This window comes from Micromonospora echinofusca (assembly GCF_017614955.1).
Classification (GTDB): Bacteria; Actinomycetota; Actinomycetes; order Mycobacteriales; family Micromonosporaceae; genus Micromonospora; species Micromonospora echinofusca_A.
Window position 1 is genome coordinate 1 of record NZ_WVUH01000080.1, and the last position, 23,213, is coordinate 23,213.

Annotated in this window: 25 protein-coding genes, 2 tRNA genes and 1 pseudogene; 12 read left to right on the plus strand and 16 right to left on the minus strand. The window is 72.6% G+C overall.

Annotated elements, in window-relative coordinates:
- Positions 1–166: 166 nt before the first annotated feature.
- A pseudogene (locus GSF22_RS11875) lies at positions 167–1,702 on the minus strand (MDR family MFS transporter); the annotation flags it as partial.
- Positions 1,703–1,814: 112 nt separating this feature from the next.
- Here GSF22_RS11875 and GSF22_RS11880 point away from each other — a divergent pair.
- On the plus strand, positions 1,815–2,381 hold the full coding sequence (locus GSF22_RS11880) for a TetR/AcrR family transcriptional regulator (protein ID WP_208813591.1): 567 nt from the start codon (positions 1,815–1,817) through the stop codon (positions 2,379–2,381).
- 81 nt (positions 2,382–2,462) lie between these two features.
- Here GSF22_RS11880 and GSF22_RS11885 read toward each other — a convergent pair whose 3' ends face one another.
- Both GSF22_RS11885 and GSF22_RS11890 read right to left on the minus strand, forming a co-directional pair.
- Positions 2,463–3,002 carry a GNAT family N-acetyltransferase gene (locus GSF22_RS11885; RefSeq protein ID WP_307803936.1) on the minus strand — a complete coding sequence of 180 codons (540 nt, stop codon included), beginning with the start codon at positions 3,000–3,002 and terminating at the stop codon, positions 2,463–2,465.
- A gap of 53 nt (positions 3,003–3,055) precedes the next feature.
- Positions 3,056–3,322 (minus strand): biotin/lipoyl-binding carrier protein, encoded by a 267-nt coding sequence (locus tag GSF22_RS11890; protein WP_208813592.1) that lies wholly within the window; start codon positions 3,320–3,322, stop codon positions 3,056–3,058.
- Between the two features lie 135 nt (positions 3,323–3,457).
- On the opposite strand from GSF22_RS11890, the gene GSF22_RS36115 reads away from it, so the two are divergent.
- Entirely contained in the window at positions 3,458–3,532 is a 75-nt protein-coding gene (locus GSF22_RS36115) for a 50S ribosomal protein bL37 (RefSeq protein WP_369752275.1), read from the plus strand.
- 106 nt (positions 3,533–3,638) lie between these two features.
- On the opposite strand, the gene rsrA is transcribed toward GSF22_RS36115, so the two are convergent.
- The 5 genes from rsrA to GSF22_RS11915 all read right to left on the minus strand — a co-directional run bounded on the left by rsrA (position 3,639) and on the right by GSF22_RS11915 (position 6,978).
- Complete coding sequence (gene rsrA / locus GSF22_RS11895) at positions 3,639–3,926, minus strand: mycothiol system anti-sigma-R factor (RefSeq protein WP_208813593.1); 288 nt, start codon at positions 3,924–3,926, stop codon at positions 3,639–3,641.
- A 1-nt stretch (position 3,927) separates the two neighbouring features.
- A complete protein-coding gene (locus GSF22_RS11900; protein WP_307803937.1) occupies positions 3,928–4,743 on the minus strand; it encodes a sigma-70 family RNA polymerase sigma factor in 816 nt (271 codons plus the stop codon).
- 240 nt (positions 4,744–4,983) lie between these two features.
- Entirely contained in the window at positions 4,984–5,601 is a 618-nt protein-coding gene (locus tag GSF22_RS11905) for an alpha/beta hydrolase family protein (RefSeq protein ID WP_208813595.1), read from the minus strand.
- Positions 5,602–5,666: 65 nt separating this feature from the next.
- Positions 5,667–6,062, minus strand: coding sequence for a WhiB family transcriptional regulator (locus GSF22_RS11910; RefSeq protein ID WP_244367186.1), 396 nt, complete (start codon positions 6,060–6,062; stop codon positions 5,667–5,669).
- Between the two features lie 199 nt (positions 6,063–6,261).
- Positions 6,262–6,978, minus strand: coding sequence for an SOS response-associated peptidase (locus GSF22_RS11915; protein WP_208813596.1), 717 nt, complete (start codon positions 6,976–6,978; stop codon positions 6,262–6,264).
- A 103-nt stretch (positions 6,979–7,081) separates the two neighbouring features.
- On the opposite strand from GSF22_RS11915, the gene aroA reads away from it, so the two are divergent.
- The 4 genes from aroA to GSF22_RS11935 all read left to right on the plus strand — a co-directional run bounded on the left by aroA (position 7,082) and on the right by GSF22_RS11935 (position 11,405).
- A complete protein-coding gene (aroA, locus tag GSF22_RS11920) occupies positions 7,082–8,389 on the plus strand; it encodes a 3-phosphoshikimate 1-carboxyvinyltransferase (RefSeq protein WP_208813597.1) in 1,308 nt (435 codons plus the stop codon).
- Between the two features lie 136 nt (positions 8,390–8,525).
- A complete protein-coding gene (rsgA, locus tag GSF22_RS11925; RefSeq protein ID WP_307803938.1) occupies positions 8,526–9,461 on the plus strand; it encodes a ribosome small subunit-dependent GTPase A in 936 nt (311 codons plus the stop codon).
- A 163-nt stretch (positions 9,462–9,624) separates the two neighbouring features.
- Positions 9,625–10,407, plus strand: coding sequence for a histidinol-phosphatase (hisN, locus tag GSF22_RS11930; RefSeq protein WP_208813598.1), 783 nt, complete (start codon positions 9,625–9,627; stop codon positions 10,405–10,407).
- Positions 10,408–10,517: 110 nt separating this feature from the next.
- The gene (locus tag GSF22_RS11935; protein WP_244367198.1) at positions 10,518–11,405 is read left to right on the plus strand and encodes a hypothetical protein; all 888 of its coding nucleotides are present in this window, start codon (positions 10,518–10,520) and stop codon (positions 11,403–11,405) included.
- Between the two features lie 201 nt (positions 11,406–11,606).
- Here the strand turns inward: GSF22_RS11935 and GSF22_RS11940 are convergent, their stop codons facing one another.
- Complete coding sequence (locus GSF22_RS11940; RefSeq protein WP_208813599.1) at positions 11,607–12,806, minus strand: glycosyltransferase; 1,200 nt, start codon at positions 12,804–12,806, stop codon at positions 11,607–11,609.
- Positions 12,807–13,063: 257 nt separating this feature from the next.
- Between GSF22_RS11940 and GSF22_RS11945 the strand changes: the two genes are divergently transcribed.
- The 3 genes from GSF22_RS11945 to GSF22_RS11955 all read left to right on the plus strand — a co-directional run bounded on the left by GSF22_RS11945 (position 13,064) and on the right by GSF22_RS11955 (position 15,573).
- Positions 13,064–14,089 carry an SDR family oxidoreductase gene (locus tag GSF22_RS11945; RefSeq protein ID WP_208813600.1) on the plus strand — a complete coding sequence of 342 codons (1,026 nt, stop codon included), beginning with the start codon at positions 13,064–13,066 and terminating at the stop codon, positions 14,087–14,089.
- A gap of 46 nt (positions 14,090–14,135) precedes the next feature.
- Positions 14,136–14,864, plus strand: a complete 729-nt coding sequence (locus tag GSF22_RS11950; protein ID WP_244367188.1) for an ATP-binding protein — start codon at positions 14,136–14,138, stop codon at positions 14,862–14,864.
- A gap of 142 nt (positions 14,865–15,006) precedes the next feature.
- Positions 15,007–15,573, plus strand: a complete 567-nt coding sequence (locus GSF22_RS11955; protein WP_208813602.1) for a DUF5709 domain-containing protein — start codon at positions 15,007–15,009, stop codon at positions 15,571–15,573.
- A gap of 67 nt (positions 15,574–15,640) precedes the next feature.
- Here GSF22_RS11955 and GSF22_RS11960 read toward each other — a convergent pair whose 3' ends face one another.
- Entirely contained in the window at positions 15,641–16,306 is a 666-nt protein-coding gene (locus GSF22_RS11960; RefSeq protein WP_208813603.1) for a response regulator, read from the minus strand.
- Positions 16,307–16,460: 154 nt separating this feature from the next.
- A complete protein-coding gene (gene macS, locus GSF22_RS11965; RefSeq protein ID WP_208813604.1) occupies positions 16,461–17,609 on the minus strand; it encodes a MacS family sensor histidine kinase in 1,149 nt (382 codons plus the stop codon).
- A gap of 153 nt (positions 17,610–17,762) precedes the next feature.
- On the opposite strand from macS, the gene GSF22_RS11970 reads away from it, so the two are divergent.
- Positions 17,763–18,221, plus strand: coding sequence for an ATP-binding protein (locus GSF22_RS11970; RefSeq protein WP_208813605.1), 459 nt, complete (start codon positions 17,763–17,765; stop codon positions 18,219–18,221).
- A gap of 62 nt (positions 18,222–18,283) precedes the next feature.
- Positions 18,284–19,771, plus strand: coding sequence for a glycerol kinase GlpK (gene glpK, locus GSF22_RS11975; protein ID WP_208813606.1), 1,488 nt, complete (start codon positions 18,284–18,286; stop codon positions 19,769–19,771).
- A gap of 48 nt (positions 19,772–19,819) precedes the next feature.
- Here glpK and GSF22_RS11980 read toward each other — a convergent pair whose 3' ends face one another.
- Complete coding sequence (locus GSF22_RS11980) at positions 19,820–20,656, minus strand: phosphoribosylaminoimidazolesuccinocarboxamide synthase (protein WP_208813607.1); 837 nt, start codon at positions 20,654–20,656, stop codon at positions 19,820–19,822.
- Positions 20,657–20,847: 191 nt separating this feature from the next.
- On the opposite strand from GSF22_RS11980, the gene GSF22_RS11985 reads away from it, so the two are divergent.
- Positions 20,848–22,179 carry an ABC transporter substrate-binding protein gene (locus GSF22_RS11985; RefSeq protein ID WP_244367190.1) on the plus strand — a complete coding sequence of 444 codons (1,332 nt, stop codon included), beginning with the start codon at positions 20,848–20,850 and terminating at the stop codon, positions 22,177–22,179.
- 37 nt (positions 22,180–22,216) lie between these two features.
- Here GSF22_RS11985 and GSF22_RS11990 read toward each other — a convergent pair whose 3' ends face one another.
- From GSF22_RS11990 to GSF22_RS12005, 4 genes are all read right to left on the minus strand, one after another.
- Complete coding sequence (locus GSF22_RS11990; RefSeq protein ID WP_208813608.1) at positions 22,217–22,462, minus strand: hypothetical protein; 246 nt, start codon at positions 22,460–22,462, stop codon at positions 22,217–22,219.
- Between the two features lie 118 nt (positions 22,463–22,580).
- A tRNA-Met gene (locus GSF22_RS11995) sits at positions 22,581–22,654 on the minus strand.
- Positions 22,655–22,809: 155 nt separating this feature from the next.
- Positions 22,810–22,883: transfer RNA gene (locus tag GSF22_RS12000), tRNA-Met, on the minus strand.
- Positions 22,884–22,985: 102 nt separating this feature from the next.
- Positions 22,986–23,213: hypothetical protein (locus GSF22_RS12005; protein WP_208813609.1), on the minus strand; the 228-nt coding region annotated here is incomplete at its 5' end.

Consider the following 23,213-nt stretch of genomic DNA (forward strand, 5'->3'; position numbering starts at 1 on the left):
GGATCAGGTGCGCGGGTGGCCGGGATCAGTGCAGCGGGGTGGTGGCGAGGGCGGTCTCGGCCTGTTCCTCCGGGGTCTGCCGGGCGCCCCGACGGGTCCGGTCGACGGCGCCCCGATCCGTACCGGCGGCGACGGACGGCCCGTCGACCTGGGCGGCCGGGGGCCCGTCAGCCGGCGGGGCGGACGGCTCGTTGGTGCTGCGCAGCGGGATCTCCTTGATGAACCAGGCGAGCACCGGCACCGCCACGGCGAAGAGCACCGCCCAGACGAAGACCCCGGAGATGGCGTCGGCAAGCCCGCTGAGCACGGCCAGCCGCTCCGCCGGAGGCAGGGTCCGCAGCGCGTCCAGGTTGAAGGAGGCGCCTTCGCCACCGCCGCTGAACGCCGCACCGGCGGCCGAGTCACCGAGCCGGTTGGCGAAGATCGCACCGAACAGCGAGATACCGAAGGAGCCACCGATGGAGCGGAAGAAGGTGGCCGCGCCGCTCGCCGCCCCCAGGTCCCGCTGTTCGACGCTGTTCTGCGCGATCAGCATCGAGGTCTGCATCAGGAAGCCCATCCCGACGCCGAGCACCACCATGTAGATCGACGACTCGACCTTGCTGGTGTGCACGTCGAGCAGGGTCAGCAGTCCCAGGCCGGCCGTCATCACCACGCCACCGACGATCGGGTAGATCCGGTACCGACCGGTCCGGGTGATGGCCCGACCGATGACGATCGAGACGACCAGCATGCCGAACATCAACGGCAGCAGCAGCAGGCCACTGTTGGTGGCTGAGGCCCCCTGCACGGTCTGCTGGAACATCGGCAGGAAGTTCATCGCACCGAACATCCCGAAGCCGAGCAGGAACCCGATGACCGAGATCAGGGCGAAGTTACGGTTGGCGAAGAGACCGAGCGGCAGGATCGGTTCCGGTGCCCGTCGCTCCACCAGCGCGAAGACCGCCAGGGTGAGGACGGCCAGCCCGGCCAGGCCGAGGATCTGCGGCGACGTCCAGTCGTACTCGTTGCCGCCCCAGGTGGTGATGAGCACGATGGCGGTGATGCCCACGGAGAGCAGGGCGGCACCGAGCCAGTCGATCCGGTGCTCGGTGCGGTACCTCGGCAACCGCAGGGTGGCGACGAGCAGCACCAGGGCCACCCCACCGAGCGGCAGGTTGACGTAGAACGCCCAGCGCCAGGAGAGGTGGTCGGTGATGAACCCGCCGACGAGCGGTCCGGCCACCATGGCGATGGCCATGATGCCGGCCATCATGCCCTGGTAGCGCCCCCGCTCCCGGGGCGGCACCAGGTCACCGATGATGGCCATGACCCCGACCATCAGGCCGCCGGCACCGAGCCCCTGGAGTGCCCGGAACCCGATGAGCTGGATCATGCCGTCCTGCGGGCCGCCGAACAGCCCGGAGCCGGACATCCCGCAGAGCGCAGAGGCGACCAGGAAGATCACCACCGAGGTGAGGAAGGTGGTCTTGCGGCCGTACAGGTCGCCGAGCTTGCCCCAGATGGGTGTGGAGACGGTGGTACCGAGCACGTACGCGGTGACCACCCAGGTGAAGTGGTCGAGCCCGCCGAAGTCCCCCACGATCCGCGGCAACGCCGTGCTGACGATCATGTTGTCGAGCATCGCGAGCATCATCGTGATCATGAGAGCGAAGAGCACCAACCGGACGTTGGGTCGTTGCTCGGGCACGGTTGCGGTCATGGGTAGGCTCCCCCTGAGATTTTGCTGACTTACTTGCCGCCCGGCTAGTTAGCTTACTAGCCGGACGGTAAGTTGGTGCCGACATGGCCGTCAAGCGGGATAGGGGTATTCGGTGAGTGAGAGCACAGGGGGCACCCGGGGCCGCATCCGGGCCGTCGCGCTGGAGCTCTTCACCGAGCAGGGGTACGAGAAGACCTCACTCCGGGAGATCTCCGAACGGTTGGGCGTCACCAAGGCCGCCCTCTACTACCACTTCCGCAGCAAGGACGAGATCGTCTCCAGTTTCGTGGAGGAACGGCTCGACCGGATGGACGAGCTGATCAACTGGGCCGCCGGGCAACCGGCCACCCTGGCCAACCGACGCGAGCTGCTCGCCCGGTACGCCGACACGATGTTCGCCGACGAGCAACCGTCGGTGATGCGGTTCTTCGAGCAGAACCAGACCGCCCTGAAGAACCTCGTCGCCGGGCAGCAGATGCGGGACCGGCTGCTCCAACTGGCCGACGTCCTGGCCCGGGGGGACGAGTCACCGCAGGCCCAGCTCCGCGCCGTGCTGTCGCTGTTCGCGATCCACAGCAGCTGGTTCACCCTGCGCGCACCGGACATCACCGACGTGGAGCGGAAGCGGATCGCCCTGGAGGTCGCCGAGGAACTGCTCGCCGGCATCCGGGAGGGTTGACCGGCATCCGGGCAGGTCGACCGGGATCGACCAGGGATACCGAAATCGACCAGGGATACCGGCGCTACCGGGGCCCGGCCGCTACCCGGTACCGCCGGACGGCGACCCGACCCCCACCGGGACCCCATCCGCCCCGGCCAGGTCCAGGCGGAGCGCCATCAGGTCCACCCCCGGGGCCGGGGACCAGTCCCGCTCGGGTGTCCGGGTGAACCCCAGCCGGGCGTAGATGCGCTGTGCGACACCGGCGAACCCGCGCCGGGTGCAGATCACCAGGGCCCGGCGGCCCGACCGTACGGCCCGTTCGGCGCACGAGCGGATGAGCAGCTCGCCGACCCCCCGCCCCTGCGCGTCGGGGTGCACCGCCAGCATCCGGAACTCGGCCTCACCGGGGCCCGAGATCTCCGCGTACCGGCTGCCCGGCAGCACGAACGTCACCGAGCCGAGCAGTTCGCCGGTGGCCGGATCCGCGGCGACCAGGACCGTACCGTCGGCGGCCCGGGTCGCCACGTCGGCGAGTACCGCCGCATAGCGGCCGTCGCTGTCCAACTGACCGTCGGCGCGGTAGGCGGCGAGGGTCAGTTGGGCGACCGCCGGGAAGTCGGCGGGCCCGGCGGCACGCACGACCGGCCCAGTGGCACCCACGGGTGGGCCGGCGGTGGGCACGACCGGCCCGGTCAACCGATCACCGCGATCAGGTCACCGTCCTGCACCACGTCGCCCTCGTTCACCGCGAGCTGCTCGACGACCCCGTCGGACTCCGCCACCACCGGGATCTCCATCTTCATGGACTCCAGGATGACCAGCGTGTCACCCTCCGAGACGGTGTCCCCGGTGGACACGACCACCTTCCAGACGTTCGCCACCATCTCGGCGCGGATCTCCTCGGCCACGGCGGGGCCCTCCCTCGTCAGTGAGTGTGCATGCGAACGGTATCCAATCATGTGCCCGCCCCCGGCAGGGGCCGAGCGGGCGCGACTAGCATCAGCGGGTCGGACACCGGCGCTGCCCGCCACGGGGGCCCGGCGGCGCCGCGGCCGTGACCACGCGGACGATGACCAGGAAACGAGGAGGTCGACATGGCAAAGAAGGCCCGGAAGAAGAAGGCCCGGAAGAAGAGCTCGGCGAACCACGGCAAGCGCCCCAACTCCTGACCGGGGCAAGCAGCCGGTGAAACGGGTACGGCCCGGATCCCCTGGGGATCCGGGCCGTACCCGTTCGTCTTCCGGATCTGGCCGGTGACGGTCCTGCCGGACGCTCTCAGTCGGCGAGTTCCCGGGACTCCGAGGTCTCGAAGACGACCAGTTCGCTGAGTCGTACCCGGAGGCGGTCGCGCAGTTCGGTCGGGGCGGTCTCGTTCCCGCAGCAGCGGGCGACGAGCGCCTTGACCTCCTGCTCGATGCCGTACTCCCGGAGGCACGGGCCGCATTCGTCGAGATGGTGCCGGATCAGTTCACGTCGTTCGTCGGCGCATTCCAGATCGAGGTAGAGGTAGACCTCGGCGAGCACCTCGCGGCAGTCGGTCTCGTGCGGATCTCCGCAGCTCACGTCACACCTCCCGGCTCGCCGCAGCGGTCGACCCACCCGGCTGGGCGGCCGTGAAGCCACGCTCGGCGGCGTAGCGCTCAAGCAGCTTACGCAGATTGCGCCGACCACGGTGCAACCGGGACATCACCGTACCGATGGGCGTACCCATGATGTCGGCGACCTCCTTGTACGAAAAGCCCTCGACGTCGGTCAGGTAGACCGCCAGCCGGAACTCCTCGGGCAACTGCTGGAGCGCCTCCTTGACGTCGGTGTCCGGCAGCCGGTCCAGCGCCTCGGTCTCCGCCGAACGCAGGCCACTGGAGGTGTGCGACTCGGCCTCGGCAAGCTGCCAGTCGGTGATCTCCTCGGTGGGCGCCTGGATCGGCTGGCGCTGCCGCCGACGGTAGGAGTTGATGTAGGTGTTGGTCAGGATCCGGTAGAGCCAGGCCTTCAGGTTGGTGCCCTGTTCGAACTGGTGGAAGGCCGCGAAGGCCTTCAGGTAGGTCTCCTGGACCAGGTCCTCCGCGTCGGCCGGGTTGCGGGTCATCCGCAGGCCGGCGGCGTAGAGCTGATCGACGAAGGGCAGTGCGTCCCGCTCGAAGCGGGCCCGTCGCTCGTCCGTCTTCTCGGTGGTCAACCGCACATCTCCTCGCGTCGGCTGCTGTCTCGCCGAGGATACGCGCAACGGCCGGCCGGTAGATTCACTTCCGCCGGGTGTGCTGGTACTCACCGCCGTTCCGACGGCCGGCGGTGACACCGGCCACGCCGGACCCTGCAACAGCTGTCGCAGCTGTGCCGCCTGCCGGTCGCAGTCCGGGCTCCGTGTCTCGGTCGGCACCCGTCAACCCCCTCGCCTCGGTGTGGTTTCCCGAAAGGGGGTAACACCGGGGGCCCGGCGGCGCATTCCACCCACCGTCCTCTTCCTGGCCCCGGCGACCACCGGAAGTCACCGCCGGGACCAGGAAGGACCTGGGAGGATGGCACCGTCGGCGGGCACGCCGGCCGGCACCACCGAATGCAACGACCTGCGCCGGCCACGGAAACGCCCGGCGTGGTACGCAGCCCTCCGGACGGCTGCTCAGCGGGCCCAGCCGTGCGCCCGCAGCCAGCCGAGCACCACGGCCGCGGTACCGGCCGGGTCGCCCCGCAGGTCGTGCCGCTCGCCGGGGCGTACCTCGACCCGTACCGTCGGCGACCCGGCCGGCAGGCCGAACGGGTCCCGGTCGCCGTTGACCACCAGCGTGGGCAGTCCGGTGACCAGCTCCTCGGCCCGGCTGCGCTCGGGACGGCCCGGCGGGTGCAGCGGGAAGGCCAGGGCCAGCACCGCGTCCGCGCCGACCGCTCCGGCCGTCCGGCAGGCCACCCGGGCCCCGCTGGAGCGTCCGCCGACGACCAACGGGGCAGCGGTCCCGAACCGCCCGCGCAGCCAGCCGAGCACGGTGGTCCAGGCATCGTCGAGGTGACCCGCCGGGGCGGGCGCACGACGCCCGGCGACCCGGTACGGCTGGGTCACCCGGGCCACCCGTACCCCGGCACGGTGCGCCGCGCCGGCCACCGCGACCAGGTCCGGTGCGTCGGTGTCCCCGCCGGCACCGTGGCCGAGCACGAGCAGGCTCACCGGCTCACCGACCGGGTGGTCCAGGTCGACCCGGGCCGGGCCGCGCGACGTCTCGATCCGCTGGGTCTCGTCGGGCACCGGCCCATTGTGCCGCCCGGCCCGGTACCCCGACGGCGGACCGGGCCAGCGGACGGCGGACCGGGTCAGCGGCTGAGCGGCACGAGGGTCAACAGGCGGTCGCGGACCGGTGGACCGGCGTCGTCGGCCGCGTCCGGATCGGACACCACCTCGCTGCGCCAGGCCACCAGCATCGCCCGGCGTTCCCGGGGTGTCGTACCGCCCCACACGCCGTGGCAGTCACCGACCTCCAGCGCCCACGCCAGGCAGGGCCCCTGCACGTCACAGCTACGGCAGAACGCGATGGCGGTGTCCGCCGGCTCGTTCGGCGCCGGAAAGAATGTCTCCGGATCCACGCTCTGGCAGGTGCCTCTGGTACGCCAGGCATCGTCCAGTCGTCGTTCACTGATCGCACGCAGCAACCTCGGGTCACGTCGTGCGGCATCCACCTCATGCGGACGGGGCATTCGCGCCCGTGTCATCCACCCACCTCCCCCGTGGGACCGGCCCATCGATGAACATCGCCCGCCCCGTGCGAAATCGACACCCACCACCGGCGCTGTGTTCTATCGCACTCGGCGGGGACGGGACAAGGGTTCACCGGAAACTGGCCTAATTAATTGGGCGACGATCCGGCGGGAATGGTGACAAATTAGTACGCGACAATGCGACCGAAGGCGATCAGAACAGCGTCATTTCCGTCGGATCCACGGTCGTCCGGGGCGACGGTACCGGCACCCGCTCGACGAGCTGTGGACCGTTGTTGCGGACGTTGCCGACGGCGGCGCCGACCGGCCGGACCTCGATCCCGGCCAGCCACTCCTCGTCCGGCGCGACCAGCAGGTCCGGCGTACCCGGCCCGTCGGCCAGCCAGGACGCCCAGCGCTCCTGGGGCAGCAGCAGCGGCATCCGGGGGTGCACCCCGGCCAACGCCCCGACCGCCCCGGTGGTGAGCACCGTGCAGGTCGCCAACGGGGTGTCGGCACCCCGCCACAGCGACCAGAGGCCGGCGAAGGCGAGCACCCGACCGTCGGCCGGGGTCAGGTAGTAGGGCTGCTTGCGGCCGTCCGCCCCCCGGACCCACTCGTACCAGCCGTCGGCCGGCACGAGACAGCGGTGCCGGTGGAACGGGGCGGCGTACGCCCGGCTGGTGGCGACCGTCTCCACCCGGGCGTTGATCATGCGGGCCGCACCGGCGGGGTTCCTCGCCCAGGACGGCACCAGACCCCACCGGGCCAGGGAGAGGGTGCGTACCCCGTCGGCGAGCCGGACGACCGGCACCGGGGTGGTCGGCGCGACGTTGTAGTCGACGGCCAGCCGCCCGCCGCTGTCGTCGTACGCCTCGAAGAGCGCGCCGAGATCCGCCGCACTGCGGGTCGTCGCGTACCTTCCGCACATGGCGGGTACGTTAGCGCCCCGCCGACCGATCCACTGTCCCGCCAACCGGGACCGGTACCGGGCGGTCCGCCGCGAAGGGGCCGTGCCGGGGCAGAATGGACGGGTGGCGAACCTGACCGCGACCCGGCCGCCGCAGCCGTGGACCGCCCCGACCGCCTCCGATCCGATCACGGCGACCCTCCGGTTACCCGGTTCCAAGTCGATGACCGCCCGCGCCCTGGTGCTCAGCGCACTGGGTACCGGCCCGTCGACCCTGCTGCGCCCGCTGCGCGCCCGGGACACCGAGCTGATGGCGGGCGGGCTGCGCGCACTGGGCGTGCACGTCTCGATCGCCGACGACGAGCGCTGGCTGGTCCGCCCCCACCCGCTGCACGGGCCGGCCCACGTCGACGTCGGGCTCGCCGGCACCATCATGCGCTTCGTCCCGCCGGTGGCCGCCCTGTCCGACGGGCCGGTCACCTTCGACGGTGACCCGCACGCCCGCAAGCGCCCGCTCGGGCCGTTGACCGGAGCACTGCGGTCGCTCGGGGTCCGGATCGACTCCGCCCCCACCGGCGGCCTGCCGCTGACCGTGTACGGCACCGGCGGGGTGACCGGCGGTGAGGTGGTCATCGACGCCTCCGCCTCCAGCCAACTGGTCTCCGGTCTGCTGCTCGCCGCCCCCGCGTTCGACCGGGGGGTGGTGGTCCGGCACGTCGGCCCGCCGGTGCCGTCCGCCCCGCACCTGCGGATGACCGTGCAGATGCTGCGGGCCGCCGGGGCGGCGGTCGACGACAGCGAGCCGGACGTCTGGACGGTCGAGCCCGGCCGGCTCTCCGCCCGGAGCTGGCCGATCGAGCCGGACCTGTCCGGTGCGGTGCCGTTCTTCGCCGCCGCCCTGGTCACCGGGGGTTCGGTGACCCTGCGGGACTGGCCGCGCAGCAGCGCCCAGCCGGTGGACACGCTGCGTGACCTGCTCGCCCGGATGGGCGCCGAGGTGACCCTGGACACCGACGGGCTGACCGTACGGGGCACCGGCACCGTGCACGGGCTGGACGCCGACCTCTCCGACGTCAGCGAGCTGACCCCGGTGCTGGCCGCGTTGGCCACGCTCGCCGACTCGCCGTCGCGGCTGTCCGGCGTCGGGCACATCCGGGGGCACGAGACCGACCGGCTGGCCGCGCTGGCCACCGAGTTCACCGCGCTCGGCGCGGACGTCACCGAGTCGGCCGACGGCCTGGAGATCCGCCCCCGCCCGCTGCGCGGTACGACCTTCCGCACCTACGACGACCACCGCCTCGCACACGCCGCCGCGGTCATCGGGCTGGCCGTGCCCGGGGTCGAGCTGAGCGACGTGGGGTGCACCTCGAAGACCATGCCGGACTTCCCGGCGCTATGGTCAGCAATGGTGGCCGGAGGGACCGACCGGTAGGCCGACGCGGAAGGGGACCGTCCTGGCGGGCAGACGGCGGGAGTACGACGAGGACGACGTACGGGTACGACCCGGGCGGTCGTCCCGCCCGCGCACGCGTACCCGCCCCCGGCACGTCGACGCGGTCGACGGGTTCGTGATCGCCGTGGACCGTGGGCGGTACACCTGCGTGCTGACCGGCGGCCCGGACGCCGACCTGCCGCAGGGGGGCACCGTCACCGCGATGCGGGCCCGGGAACTGGGCCGCAAGTCGGTGGTGGTCGGTGACCGGGTCGGCCTGGTCGGGGACACCTCCGGCGCCCCGGGGGCGCTGGCCCGGATCGTCCGGATCGCCGACCGGACCTCGGTGCTGCGGCGCAGCGCGGACGACGACGACACCACCGCCGAGGGGCGGCTGGAACGGGTCATCGTGGCCAACGCCGACCAGCTCGTCATCGTCGGTTCGCTGGCCGACCCGCCACCGCGTACCGGGTTCGTCGACCGCTGCCTGGTCGCCGCGTACGACGCCGGGGTCGCCCCCCTGCTCTGCCTGACCAAGGCCGACCTGGCCGGCCCGGAGCCGGTGCTCGACTACTACGCCGAGCTGGATCTGCCCTACGTGCTGGTCCGCCCGGACTCCGACCTCGGCGAGGTGCGCGACCGGCTGGCCGGGCAGGTGTCGGTGCTGGTCGGGCACTCCGGGGTGGGCAAGTCGACGCTGGTCAACCGGCTGGTACCGGACGCCGACCGGGCGGTGGGTACGGTCAGCGCGATCGGCCGGGGACGGCACACCTCGACCAGCGCGGTGGCCCTGCGGCTACCCCCGGTGGGTGACCGCCGGACCGACCCGGGCTGGATCGTGGACACCCCCGGGGTACGCAGCTTCGGGCTGGCCCACGTCTCCGCCGACAGCCTGCTGCACGGCTTCCCCGACCTGGTGGAGGGGACGGTCGACTGTCCGGTCAACTGCGGGCACCGGGCCGACGACCCGGACTGCGCGCTCGACGCCTGGGTGGCGGCCGGCCGGGCCGACCCGCGCCGGTTGGCGTCGTACCGTCGGCTGCTGGCCTCCTGGTCCGGCATCGCCGAATGACCCACCCCAGCCAGGTTGATCTTGCACTTTGGGCCCCACTTTCGTCCTCTTTGCCACTTCTGTCGGGGCCGCAACTGCAAGATCGGCAGGGGCGGGCGGGCACCGGTGGGACGCCCGGCGGTCCACCGCGGCGGGTCGACGCCGGTCGACTAGCGTGACCGGCATGACCGGGTACGCCGCCGACCTCGCCCTCGCCCACACGCTCGCCGACCGCGCGGACGCCGTCTCGATGGACCGGTTCCGGGCCCTCGACCTGCGGGTCGACGCGAAACCCGACCTGACCCCGGTCTCCGACGCGGACACCGCCGTGGAACGGGAGATCCGTGCGGTGCTCGCCGCGCAGCGCCCCGCCGACGGCATCATCGGCGAGGAGTTCGGCGCGACGGCCGGCACCGGTGGCCGACGGTGGGTGGTCGACCCGATCGACGGCACGAAGAACTACATCCGGGGCGTACCCATCTGGGCGACCCTGATCGCACTGCTGGAGGACGACCGGCCGGTACTCGGTCTGGTCTCCGCCCCCGCACTGGGCCGGCGCTGGTGGGGCGCCACCGGGGCCGGCGCGTACGCCGGGCCGGACGCCGCCGCCGGCACCCCGATCCGGGTCTCCGGGGTACGCCAGCTCGGCGACGCCAGCTTCTGCTACGCCTCACTGGACGGGTGGGAGGCCGCCGGCCGGCTCCCCGCCATGCTGGACGTGCTGCGGGCCTGCTGGCGTACCCGGGCGTACGGCGACTTCTACGGTTACATGCTGCTGGCCGAGGGCGCGCTGGACGTGATGGTCGAGCCGGAACTGTCCCTCTGGGACATCGCCGCGCTGGTCCCGATCGTCACCGAAGCCGGCGGGACGTTCACCGACCTGACCGGTCGACCCGCCCCGGGGGACGGCAGTTCGGTGGCCACCAACGGTGCGCTGCACGCGGAGATCCTGTCCCGGCTCGGTTAGCGCGTCAGCCCTCGGCACGACACCGGCCCCGGTCAGCCCACCGCGCGTACCCCGGCGGCAACCTCTATCCTCGCCAGGTGGTCTCCTCGGGCTGGTGGTTCCTCACGGCGATGATCGCCGCGTACGGTGTCGCCAACCTGCTCCAGTCCGTCGCGGCGACCCGGACGACGGTGCACCACACCTTCGACCCGGGGCTACTGCTGCGGCTCGCCGGCCACCGCACCTACCTGATCGGGCTGGGCTGCCAGATGCTCGGGTTCGTGCTCGCCTTCCTGGCCCGGCGGGACCTGCCGCTCTTCCTCGTCCAGGCCAGCGTCGCGGCCGGTCTCGGGGTGACCGCCGTGCTGGGGGTGGTGGTGCTCAAGTGGCGCCTCCCGGCCGCCGAGATCGCCCTGCTGGTGCTCCTCTTCACCGGGATCACCGCGCTGGTGCTGTCGGCCCGCCCGGCACCGTCGAAGCAACTCGGTACGGCCGGCCTGGTCGCGCTCGCCGTGGCGCTGGCGGTGATCGCCGTGGTCGGCTTCTTCGCGGTACGCCTGCACGGCGCACCCGGCTCGGTGGCGCTCGGTTCCCTGGCCGGGCTGGCGTTCTCCGCCGCCGCGGTGGCCGCCCGACCGCTGGCCTCGGCCCCCACCTGGGACGCCTTCCTCCGCGACCCGCTGCTCTACCTGCTCATCGCGCACTCGATCGTCGGGCAGTTGCTGCTCGGGCTGGCCATGCAGCGCGGTTCGACCACGGCGGCGGTGGCCGCGATGGACGCCGCCGGTGCGGTACCCGCCGCGATCGTCGGCCTGCTGCTGCTCAACGACAAGATCTGGCCGGGGCGGGAATGGCTCGCCGCCGCCGGTTTCCTGATCACCCTGGCCTCGGTGATCGGGCTGACCCGGTACGCCGAACCGCAGCACCACCACGCCACCGCCGGTCACCGCGAGAAACCCACCCCCGGTAAGGAAGGGCCCCTGCTTAACGTTTCCGGTATAGGAAGGGGCCCTTCTTAACACCCACCGCCGGGGCCGCAGCCCGCCAAGCCACCCACCCGGTCGGCCTGCGCAGCCCGCCAAGCCACCCAGCCGGTCGGCCTGCGCGGCCCGCCAAGCCACCCAGCCGGTCAGGTTGCGCAGGCCGCCGAGCCAAGTTGCGCTGGAACTGTGGGATGCGGATGGCGCCCAGCCGCTCAAGCTGGGCAGCCACGTAGCCGGTCAGGCGGCCTCCACCGGCTTGCGCCGGCGTACCACCCGCTCGTAGAGACGCTCCAGCGCACCGGCCGTCCGTTCCCAGGTGTAGCTGCACCGGACCCGGTCGACCGCCGCGTGGCCGTACGCGAACCGGCCGGCGTCGTCGGCGAGCAGCCGCCGCAGGGTGATGCCGAGCCCGCGTACGTCACCGGGCTTGACCAACCGTCCGGTCACCTCGTCGACCACGGTGTCCGCCACCCCGCCCCGGGCGTAGCCGACCACCGGCACGCCGCACGCCATCGCCTCCAGCGGCACCCGACCGGCGGCGGCGTACCGGGGTGTGCAGGCGACCACGTCGGCCGAGCGGTACCAGGTCGGCATCTGCTCGTGCGGCACCGCGCCGACCAGGCGTACCTGGTCCCCCACGCCGGCCCGCTGGGCCAGGTCCCGCAGCCGGCGGGCCTCCGCGTGCCCGTTGAGGGTGCCCGGTGCCGGTCCGCCCGCGATGACCAGTTCCGCGTCGCCGACCAGCCGCATCGCCTGGATCAGGTCCTCCTGGCCGTGGCCGGGGGACAGCTCGCAGACCGACAGGATCCGGGCCCGCTGCTCCCGGGGCGCCGCCTCCCCGTCGGGGTGGAAGTGTTCGGTGTCGACCCCGGCGGGTACCACCGCGACCGAGGCACGTTGCAGGCCCATCCGGGTCAGTTCGTCGACCTCGTCTGAGCACTGGGCGACCGCGATGTCGACCGCCCGGGTCAGGGCCCGTTCCAGCGGGATCCGCTCCTGTGGACCGAGGTACGCCGCGCCGAGGCTGCGCTGCTGCTCGGTGCCGAGCGAATGGAACGTCTGCACCACCGGGATCGAGGTCTCCCGGACCGCGTTCGCGGCGGCGAGTCCACCGATCCAGAAGTGGCCGTGCACCACGTCCGGGATCCATCCGCCCGACCACTGGTCACGCAGCCACCGACCGAACTCGGCGACGTACGGGACCAGTTTCGCGGTCGGGGTGGGCCGGGCCGGGCCGACCGGTACCCGCTCGACCCGGTAGCCACCGCGTTCCTCGGTGGCCGGCAGGTCGGGGTCGTCGCGTCGTTCGTAGACCCGTACGTCGTGGCCGCGGCTGGTCAGTTCGGCGGCCACCCGGGCAAGGTGCTGGTGCGTGCCGACGGTGGACCCGTCGGGTCGGGACGGGCCGGGATGTGCGCAGACGAGGCCCACTCGCATGGGTCACCTCCATGGGTACGACGAGCCGAGAGTCCTCCGGTCAGAGAGTCCCACTAACCGGGCGGCGTCGAGCCGAAACCTGCCAACTCGGGCGACCGGGCGGGACCGGCTGGTGGCAACCCACCCGGGATGGGCGGACCCGGCCCGGAAGAGCCCGGAAGAACACGGAACGCACCGGGCGCACCGGCACACCGCCGCGACCGAATTGAGACCCGGCGGCCCGCATGACCGACCGGCGTCGGGGGTACGGGCACAGAATGCCGCTGACCCGCAGTCTCGACGACGCCACCGTGGTGATCACGGGTGCCTCCAGTGGCATCGGTACCGCCCTCGCGCACGCCCTGGCCCGACGCGGGGCCAACGTCGTCCTCGCCGCCCGTAGCGCGTCCGCGTTGGCGGTGGTCGCGGAGCAGTGCCGGGCCCTCGGGGGGACGGCGCTGGCGGTACCCACGGACGTCACCGACCCGGCGGCGGTGGAGGAACTGGCCGCCCGGGCGGTCGACGGCTTCGGCCGGATCGACGCGTGGGTCAACAACGCGGCGGTGGGTACGGTCGGCCTGTTCGAGGAGATCCCGGCGGCGGAGTTCCGTCGGGTGATCGAGGTGGACCTGCTCGGGGTGGCGAACGGCATGCGGGCCGCACTCCCCCGGCTGGCCGAGGCGGGTGGTGGCGTGCTGGTCACGAACGCCTCGGTGCTGGCCGAGGTGGCGATGCCGTACCAGTCGGCCTACAACGCGGCGAAGCACGGGGTACGCGGACTCGCCGACACGGTACGGCAGGAGCTGCGGGTCACCGGCCGGTCGGGCATCTCGGTCTGCACGGTGCTCCCGCTGACCATCGACACCCCCTTCTTCCGGCACGCCGCCAACCACAGTGGTCAGGAACTGACCCCGCCACCACCGGTGTACCCGCCGGAGGTGGTCGCCGAGACCATCGTCCGGCTGCTCCGGCGGCCCCGGCGTGAGGTGTACGCGCCGGGCTCCGCCCGGCTGCTCGGCCTGCACTGGCGGCTCGCCCCCGCGCTCGCCGAACGGCTGCTCGGCTGGTACGCCCGGCGGACCCAGTTCGGGGCGGCGGCGAGCCCGGAGAGCAGCGGTAACGTCTTCCGACCCAGCGGAGTCGCCGGCCGGGACGGCGGTTGGCAGGGACGCCGGCGTCGGGCGGTCCGGTCGGCTGCCGCGGTGGGCCTGGCGGTGGCCGGCACGGCGGTCGGTACGGTGGCTGCGCTGACCCGGAGACGCGGCCCGACCCGGCGGACGGGGTGGGCCGATGCCCGCCGCTGACCGGCCGGATGCGCGGTCGGCCGGGGCGGTGCACAATGACATGATCATGCCGACCGACGTGCGCTGTCTCGTGACGGGCGACGGGTCGTACACGCTGGTCCGGGCCACCGGGACGCTCGATCCGGCGGGTGCCCGATCGTTGCGGGACACGCTGCTCGCCCGACGGGCCGATCACCCGGGTCCGCTGGTGGTGGAGGTGTCCGGGCTACGGGTCGACGGGCCGGACGGGTGGGCGGTCTTCGCCGACGTACGCACCGCCGCCGCCGAGTGGCCGGTGTCCGAGCTGCTGCTCTACGCGGAGACCGGGGCGGCCGCCCGGGACTGGGCCGGGCACGGCGTGCCGGTGGCGCGTACCCCGGCCGAGGCGCTGGCCGGCTCGGTGCCGGTGCTTCCGCTCGACGTGCCGCTCGAACCGGCGGTGGGTGCCGCCAAGCAGGCCCGCGAGCTGGTCACCGAAGCCTGCCTGGGGTGGGGTGTACCGGAGCTGGCCGGGGCGGGCTGCATCGCGGTGACCGAGATGGTGAACAACGTCGTCACCCACGCGCACACCCCGATGACCCTGCGACTGGCGGTACGGGACGGGGCGTTGCGCCTGGCGGTACGGGACTGGTCCCTCGCGCGCACCGCGTACGCCGGGCTGGTGCCGCCGACGGCCACCGGCGGCCGGGGGTTGCTGCTGATCGACGCGGTGGCCCGCCGGTGGGGTGACACGCTCGTTCCGGACGGGAAGGTCGTCTGGGCGGTTTTCCACCCGGAGGACACCGCAGAGTACTGAGCCGGCCCGGAGAACACCGCACGGTACCGAGCCGGCCCGGAGGAGGCCGCAGGGCACCGATCTGCTGGTGGACCGCCGACCGGCGTTCCTTTTGCCACCTTGGTTCCGGTTATCGGGCAGAGGCAGTGGGTAGTGATCAGCCATGCGCGATGACGACTACCCGACCCCCGTCTCCGATCCGGAGGCGGACGGCCTGCCGGACACCGCCGACGACGACTCGACCGCCAACGACGACGTCTGGACCGGGCGGGAAGCAGACGGCCCGGACCCGGCGCAGTTGCCGGGTGACCGGTCGCCGGTGGCTGTCGACCGGTACGGCAACACCGCCGAGGAGCAGCTCGACGGCGAGTCGCTCGACTACAAGCTGGACCGGGAGCAGTGGGAGCGCCCGGTGGACGACCCGTTGGCCGGCCCGGTCGACCCGGAGATCGCCGCCGAGGCGGACAGCGAGGAGGCCGCCGCCCAGGCCCAGTTCGACGCGGACGTGCTCAATCCCGGCCCGACGTCGGACCCCACCTCACCGGTGTCCATCTACGATCACGGCAACCTGGGTACGGTGGCCGACCACCAGGTCGGCCGGCTCGTGGAACCGGACGAGGGGGCGCACACCGACCAGGAGACCGATTCGGTCGCGTACGACGCCGGTTCCGCCGGTGGCGGCGCCTCGGCCGAGGAGTTGGCCGTCCACGAGACCCGGCCGCCGGAGTGACCCGCCGGGGCCGGCGACGGCGGAGGAATCCGCCGGGGCGGTCGGGGACCGGGCCGACCGGGTCGGGTCAGTCGCCGAGCCCCTGTTCGATGGCGTACCGGGTCAGCTCCACCCGGTTGTGCAGTTGCAACTTGCCCAACGTGTTCTGCACGTGGTTCTGCACCGTCCGGTGGGACAGACCGAGCCGCTGCGCGATCTGCTTGTACGACATCCCCTTGGCGACCAGACGCAGCACCTCGGTCTCCCGTTCGGTGAGCCGGGGTGCGGCGTCCCGGCCGGCGCTCCCGCCCGGTTGGCTGGCCAGTCGGCGGTACTCCCCGAGCACCAGCCCGGCCAGCCCCGGCGTGAAGACCGGTTCCCCCTGCGCGGTACGCCCCACCGCATCCAGGAACTCGGCGGGCGAGGCCGACTTGAGCAGGTACCCGGTGGCCCCGGCCTTGACCGCGTCGAGGACGCTCTGCTGTTCACCGCTGGCCGAGAGCATCAGTACCCGCACCTCCGGCAGCGCGGTGACCAGGCCCTGGATCACCTCCACCCCGGAGACGTCGGGTAGCTGGAGGTCGAGCACCACCACGTCGGGACGGACGGCGGCGGCGATGCGTACCGCCTGGCGTCCCTCACCGCTGGTGGCGACCACCAGGTGGCCCGCCTCGGTGAGGTCCCGGGCCACGCCCTCCCGCCACATCGGGTGGTCGTCGACCACCATCACCCGTACCGGCGTCGGTTCGCTCATGCGTCCAGGGTAGAAAACCTCACGTTCACCCTGGTGGCCACCGGCCGCACGGATCCTGGTGGCCACCGGCCGCACGGATCCTGGTGGCCACCGGCCGCACGGATCCTGGTGGCCACCGGCCGCACGGATCCTGGTGGCCACCGGCCGCACCGGCTCAGTCGGGCTGGCGGCCGGTCCCGGCCGGCCCGGCGGGCCGGGGGACGGTCAGCTCCACCTCGGTACCCTCCCCGGGCGTCGAGTGGATCCGGGCCGTACCGCCCAGCTCGGCGAGCCGGGCCCGGATCGACTGGGCCACCCCGAGCCGGCCCTGGTCGGCGGCTTCGGCGAGTCGGCCGGGCGGGATGCCCGGCCCCTCGTCGCGTACCGAGACGGTGACCGCCGTCGGCTCCTCCTCGACCAGCACCCAGGCCCGTCCACCCGCGTGCCGGGCGACGTTGTCCAGGGCCGCCCCGATGGCCGCGCCCAGTTCCCGGGCGAGCCGGTCCGGCAACCAGACCGGGGAGGCGGGCGCGGCGATCGAAACCGTCGGCGTGGCGTACCGGGCGAGGACGGTCCGCAGGTCGAGGGCGTAGTTCCCGGCGTCGTCGGCCGGTCGGCTGGTGATCAACGAGCGGAGGGCGGCCTCCTGTTCCCCGGCCAGCCGGGCCAGTTCGCCGGCCTCCCCGTCGAGGTGCGCCCCGCGCCGCTGGACCAGCGCGAGCACCTGGAGCACGGAGTCGTGGATGCCCCGGGCGAGCCGCTCGCGTTCCCGGGTGGCCGCTTCCAGTTCGACCGCCCGCTGCAAGCGTTCCTCGGCGGTGACCGCCAGCCGGGCGACGTGCCCGACGGCGAGGGCGGCCAGCAGCATCAGGGTGGCGCCGTTCAGCCAGGACTGGTTGAACCCGCCCCGGACGACCAGGTCGGCGCCGGCCAACAGCAGGGCCGCGACCGTCCCCCGGCGCCGCCCGCCGGAGATCGCCCAGGCCACCACCGGGCCACCCACCCAGGCGACGCCCAGGGTGGGCCCGCCGTCGGCCAGCGTCGCGTGACCCACCACCCAGGGGGTGACCAGCAGCACGCCGAGGGCGGCGGAGAGGTCCGCGAGCAGCAGCGGCCAGCCGCGCCAGGTCGGCCGGGCATAGGCGTACGCGGCCAGCCCGGTCCAGCCGAGCATCAGCAGCAGTACCGGCAACGCGGCGAGCGGGTGGGCGTACCCGGTGGCGTTACGCAGCACCAGGATCACCACGTACGCCAGCGAGGCGAACCGGAAGACGGCGAGAGCCCGCCAGAGGGGGTCCTGGAGGCTGCCGGGCTCGGACGGCATGGCGACGACCCTGCCATACCCGTCGCGACGTGGGACGACCACCCGACCTGAGCACTGCCGGCCGCCCCGAGGCTGCTTCCGCCCCCCGGCGCATACCCTGACGTAAGGTGTGAATGCCACCCCATCTCCCGAGACCAGCCGCAGGACGGGGCCATGACGGACGCTGATCACCTGACACGGCGTACGGTGGTGCCCATAGAAGCTGAGCCCCTCATCGCCGTCGCTTTCGACCGGGACCGGGTGACCGGTCTACGGCACGACGTCGCCGGCTGCGCGCAGGCCGCCGGTCTGGCCGGTGAGCGCCTGGACGACTTCGTACTCGCGGTCAACGAGCTGATCACCAATGCGGTGCGGCACGGCGGCGGCCAGGGTCGGCTCCGGCTCTGGCGCGAGCCGGGCATCCTGTGCTGCGAGGTCACCGACGCCGGGCCGGGGATCACGCCCGCCCGGCTGGACGACGACTCCCGGCCCGCCCCGGACAGCACCGGCGGCTGGGGTCTCTGGCTCACCCGGCGGTTGAGCGACGAGATGACGATCGACACCGGGCCGGCCGGCACGACGGTCCGCATCACCGCCGCCGTACCCACCACCCGTCGTCACCTGTCGCACTGACCGCCGCCACCCGCGCGGACCGGCCCTGTGCGGCACCGGTCGGTCGGCGGTACGGTGCTGCGGTGACCGAGGAGCTTGTCGCCGCCATCGATCAGGGCACCACCTCGTCCCGGTGCATCGTGTTCAACCGGTCCGGTGAACCGGTGTCGGTCGCCCAGCGCGAGCACCGGCAGATCTTCCCCCGGCCCGGCTGGGTGGAGCACGACGCCGAGGAGATCTGGCACAACGTCGAACAGGTGGTCGGCGAGGCACTCGACGCGACCGGCGCCGGCCCGGACCGGCTGGCCGCGGTCGGCATCACCAACCAGCGGGAGACCACGGTCGTCTGGGACCGGGCGACCGGCCGTCCGGTGGCGAACGCGATCGTCTGGCAGGACACCCGGACCGGTCCGCTCCTGGCCGACCTGGCGGCGGCCCGCGGTGAGCAGTGGTTCCGCGACCGCACCGGTCTCCCCCTGGCCACCTACTTCGCCGGCCCCAAGCTGCGCTGGCTGCTGGAGAACGTCGACGGCCTGCGGGCGCGCGGCGAACGGGGCGAGGTGCTGTTCGGCACGATGGACAGCTGGCTGATCTGGAAGCTGACCGGCCGCCACGTGACCGACGTGACCAACGCCAGCCGTACCCTGCTGATGGACCTGCGCACCCTCGACTGGGATCCGGAGCTGCTCGCCGCCCTCGACATCCCGGCGGCGATGCTCCCGGAGATCCGCTCCTCCGCCGAGGTCTACGGGACCGCCGGTGGCCCGCTGGCCGGGGTGCCGGTGGCCAGCGCCCTCGGCGACCAGCAGGCCGCCCTGTTCGGGCAGACCTGCTTCCACCCCGGCGAGGGCAAGTGCACGTACGGCACCGGCAGTTTCCTGCTGCTCAACACCGGCGCCACCCCGGTCGCCTCCCGGCACGGCCTGCTCACCACGGTCGGCTACCGGATCGGCGCCGAGCCGGCGACGTACGCCCTGGAGGGGGCGATCGCGGTCACCGGCTCGCTGGTGCAGTGGCTGCGGGACAACCTCGGGCTGATCTCCTCCGCCGGCGAGGTCGAGGAGCTGGCCCGCAGCGTGGACGACAACGGCGGCTGCTACATCGTGCCGGCCTTCTCCGGGCTCTTCGCCCCGCACTGGCGCAGCGACGCCCGGGGCGTGATCGCCGGGTTGACCGGCTACATCACCCGGGGCCACCTGGCCCGGGCGGTGCTGGAGGCGTCCGCCTGGCAGACCCGCGAGGTGGTCGACGCGATGAACGCCGACTCGGACGTGGCGCTGCGCCGGCTCCGGGTCGACGGCGGGATGACCGGCAACGAGCTGCTGATGCAGTTCCTCGCCGACGTCCTCGACGTACCGGTGGTCCGGCCGGGGGTACGCGAGACGACCTGCCTGGGCGCGGCGTACGCGGCCGGTCTGGCGGTCGGGTTCTGGCCGGACCTGGCCACCTTGCGGGACCAGTGGCGCGAGGACGCCCGGTGGGAGCCGGCGATGGACCCGGCCCACCGGGACCGGGAACTGCACCAGTGGCGCAAGGCGGTCCGGCGCACCCTGGACTGGGTGGAGGACTGAGCCCGGCCGGCGACCGGACGGGCCCGTTGGACGCCCGCTACCCGCCGGTCAGCCGTCCCAGCGCAGGCCGGTCAGGCGCTCGTAGACCTCGACGTACCGGGCCCGGGTGACCTCGACGACCTCCGCCGGCACCTCCGGCGCGGGGGCCTGCTTGTCCCAGCCGCTGCCGGTCGCCCAGTCCCGCACGTACTGCTTGTCGAAGGAGAACTGGGTCCGTCCCGGCTGGTACGACTCGGCGGGCCAGAACCGCGACGAGTCGGAGGTGAGCACCTCGTCGCCGAGGACCAGGGTCCCGTCCGGGGTGAAGCCCAACTCGATCTTGGTGTCGGCGACCAGGATGCCCCGGTCGGCGGCGAGTTCGGCGCCCCGCCGGTACACGTCGACGGTGATCTCGCGCAGCCGCTCGGCGGTCTCCGCACCGACCTTCGCCACCACCTCGTCGAAGGTGATGAACTCGTCGTGCTCGCCGACCGGTGCCTTGGTGGTGGGCGTGAAGATCGGCTCGGGCAGGATCGACGCCTCGACCAGCCCACGGGGCAGCGTGACCCCGCAGATGCCACCGGTCCGCTCGTACTCGCGCAGCCCGGAACCGGTCAGGTAGCCCCGGGCGATGCACTCCACCGGGACCATCTCCAGCCGTCGGCAGCGGATCGCCCGGCCGGCGAACTCGGCCGGTACGTCGGTGGCGGAGAGGACGTGGTTCGGCACCAGGTCGGCGAGTTGCTCGAACCACCACAGGGAGAGCGCGGTGAGCAACCGGCCCTTGTCCGGGATCGGCGTCGGCAGCACCACGTCGTAGACGGAGATCCGGTCCGAGGCGACCAGGATCAGGTCGTCGCCGTCCGCGTACACGTCACGGACCTTGCCCGAGTGCAGAAGTTCCACGGGCCCTAGTACACCATGTGGCGACGGACCGCCCGGTGCTGCCACCGGACGGTCCGGTTGCCGGGCCGGTACCGGTCAGATCCGGACGCCGAGTCCGGTCCGGCTGACCGGACGGAGGTTGACACCCCACCTCGTACCTTGGGTTAAATATCGCGATCACCGCAGCTGCGGTGCGATGTCCAGGAGTTTCCTTGCCCTTCGTCCCGTCCCGACCCGGTCGGGCCCCGGTCGCCGATGCCCGGCGCCGCCGGCTGCTCGGTGCGATGCTCGCCGCGCCGGTCACCATCGCGGGCGGCCTGACCGGGTGCACCGAGGAGGCCGGCACGCCGGAGAAGGGCCGGATCGAGCTGTCCGTGTTCTGGTGGGGCGGCCAGAAACGGGCCGAACTCACCGGCCAGGCCCTCCAGCTCTACTCGGAACTGAACCCCGAGGTCCGGTTCAAGGTCACCTGGCAGGGCAACACCGGCTACTACGACCGGCTGGCCACCCAGGCGGCGGGCGGCAACATCCCGGACCTGTTCCAGATCGACGACAACTACCTCACCGAGTACGCGGAACGGGAGATCCTCCTCGACCTCACCCGGGACGTCCAGCAGAACCGGCTCGACCTGCGCGGCCTGCCCCGCAGCCTGGTGCAGTACGGGCAGGTGGACGGGCAGACCGTGGCGGTCGCCGCAGCGAGCAACACCGCCGCGATGGTCTACAACCGGGCGCTGGTCCGCCGGCTCGGCCTGCCCGCGCCGACGATCGGCATGTCGTACCCGGAACTGATCGACTGGGCTGCGGACCTGACCCGCCGCAGCGACGGCCAGGTGGCCGGCACGATGGATCCGGCCGCCGACCAGAAGGCGCTCTGGCACTGGCTCCGCAGTCAGAACAAGGAGTTCTACCAGGGGCGGCAACTCGGCTTCACCACCGCCGACCTGACCGGGTGGTTCGACCTCTGGCAGGAGGCGCGGGTCCGGCGGGCCACCCCGGGAGCGGCCGTGGTGCAGCGCGCCAACAGCACGGATGTCACCCGGCAACTGGTGGTCACCGGCAAGGCCGCCACCTCGTTCATGTGGTCGAACCAGTTACCGGAGCTCCAGAAGTACACCCGGGACGAGCTCGACCTGGTCAGCTACCCGGGCGATCCGGCCGCCCAGTGGGCGCGCGCCTCGATGTACTGGGCGGGTTTCCGGGGTACGCGGCACCCGGAACTCGTGGTGGACGTGCTGAACTTCCTGACCAACAACGTCGAGGTGGGCCGGGTGCTCGGCACCGAACGTGGCCTGAACGCCAACCTGAGCGTGCGACGGCTCGTCCAGGAGACGCTCACCGACCCCGCGATGCAGCGGTCGGCCGCGTTCGAGGTGGGGATGACCGACCGGTTCGGCGGCGCACCGCCACCCCCGCCCCGGGGCCACGCGAAGGTCCGGGCCCTGCTGGTGACCGCCGCCGAGGCGACCCAGCAGGGGCGGCTCACCAGCCGGGCCGCCGCCACCAGTTTCCTCCGTCAGGCGGATGCGGCGCTGAGCAGCTGACCCGTCTCCCCGGGGCAGTCGCCCAGCGCCCGGCAGCTCAGCGGCGACCGTTCCGCTTCCGCATGATCAGGACGATCGCCAGTACGATCCCGCCGACGACCACCAGGCAGCACAGCAGGCCGATGAAGCCGAATCCGCCGCCCTTCGACTTTCGCCGGGCCGCCTCGACCACCAGTTCGCCGGTACCGGTCGAGGCCCAGGCCGCCACCGGTACGAAGAGTGTCAGTACGGCCGTACCGAGGATCGCGGTCAGCCGTGTCCACCATCTACCCCAAGAAGACATGCCCTCATCCTCCCGCAGGCAGGCAAGGTCGGCAGCGGTGCCCGGGCAGAAGGGTCATGACGCGGACCGGAGAACGAAGAAGTCCCCCGAGGCGAACCTCGGGGGACTTCCCATTTCGTAGCGGGGACAGGATTTGAACCTGCGACCTCTGGGTTATGAGCCCAGCGAGCTACCGAGCTGCTCCACCCCGCGTCGGCCTGTTAACCCTACCGCACCCGCCGACCGGCCCGCGCGGCACCCGCCACTTCCCGCCGCGCCCCGGGTACCGGCGGCAGGTGACGGTGACGGTGGGACGACCCGAATACGAAAAATCCCCCGAGGCGAACCTCGGGGGATTTCCCATTTTGTAGCGGGGACAGGATTTGAACCTGCGACCTCTGGGTTATGAGCCCAGCGAGCTACCGAGCTGCTCCACCCCGCGTCGGCCTGTTAACCCTAGCGCACTGATCTTCGTGCCGCAAAACGGGCCCGGTCCGTACCACCGCGGTGGTACGGACCGGGCCCGTAGCGTGCTCCCGAGCGGTCAGCCGCCCGGCGTGGGAGCCGGGCTGCCGGCACCGGGTGCGGGGGTCGCCGCCGCCCGCTGGGCCGCCTGGAACGCGGTCATCGCCTCGTCCAGTTCCTTCAGCGCCTGGCCGTACTGCTCGAAGTTGCCGGACTTCTGGGCATCCCGGACCTTGTTGATCGCCTGCTCCACCCGGGCTGCGGCGGCGGCCAGGTCACCGGCGGGCGGCGGGGCGGTGGTCACCGA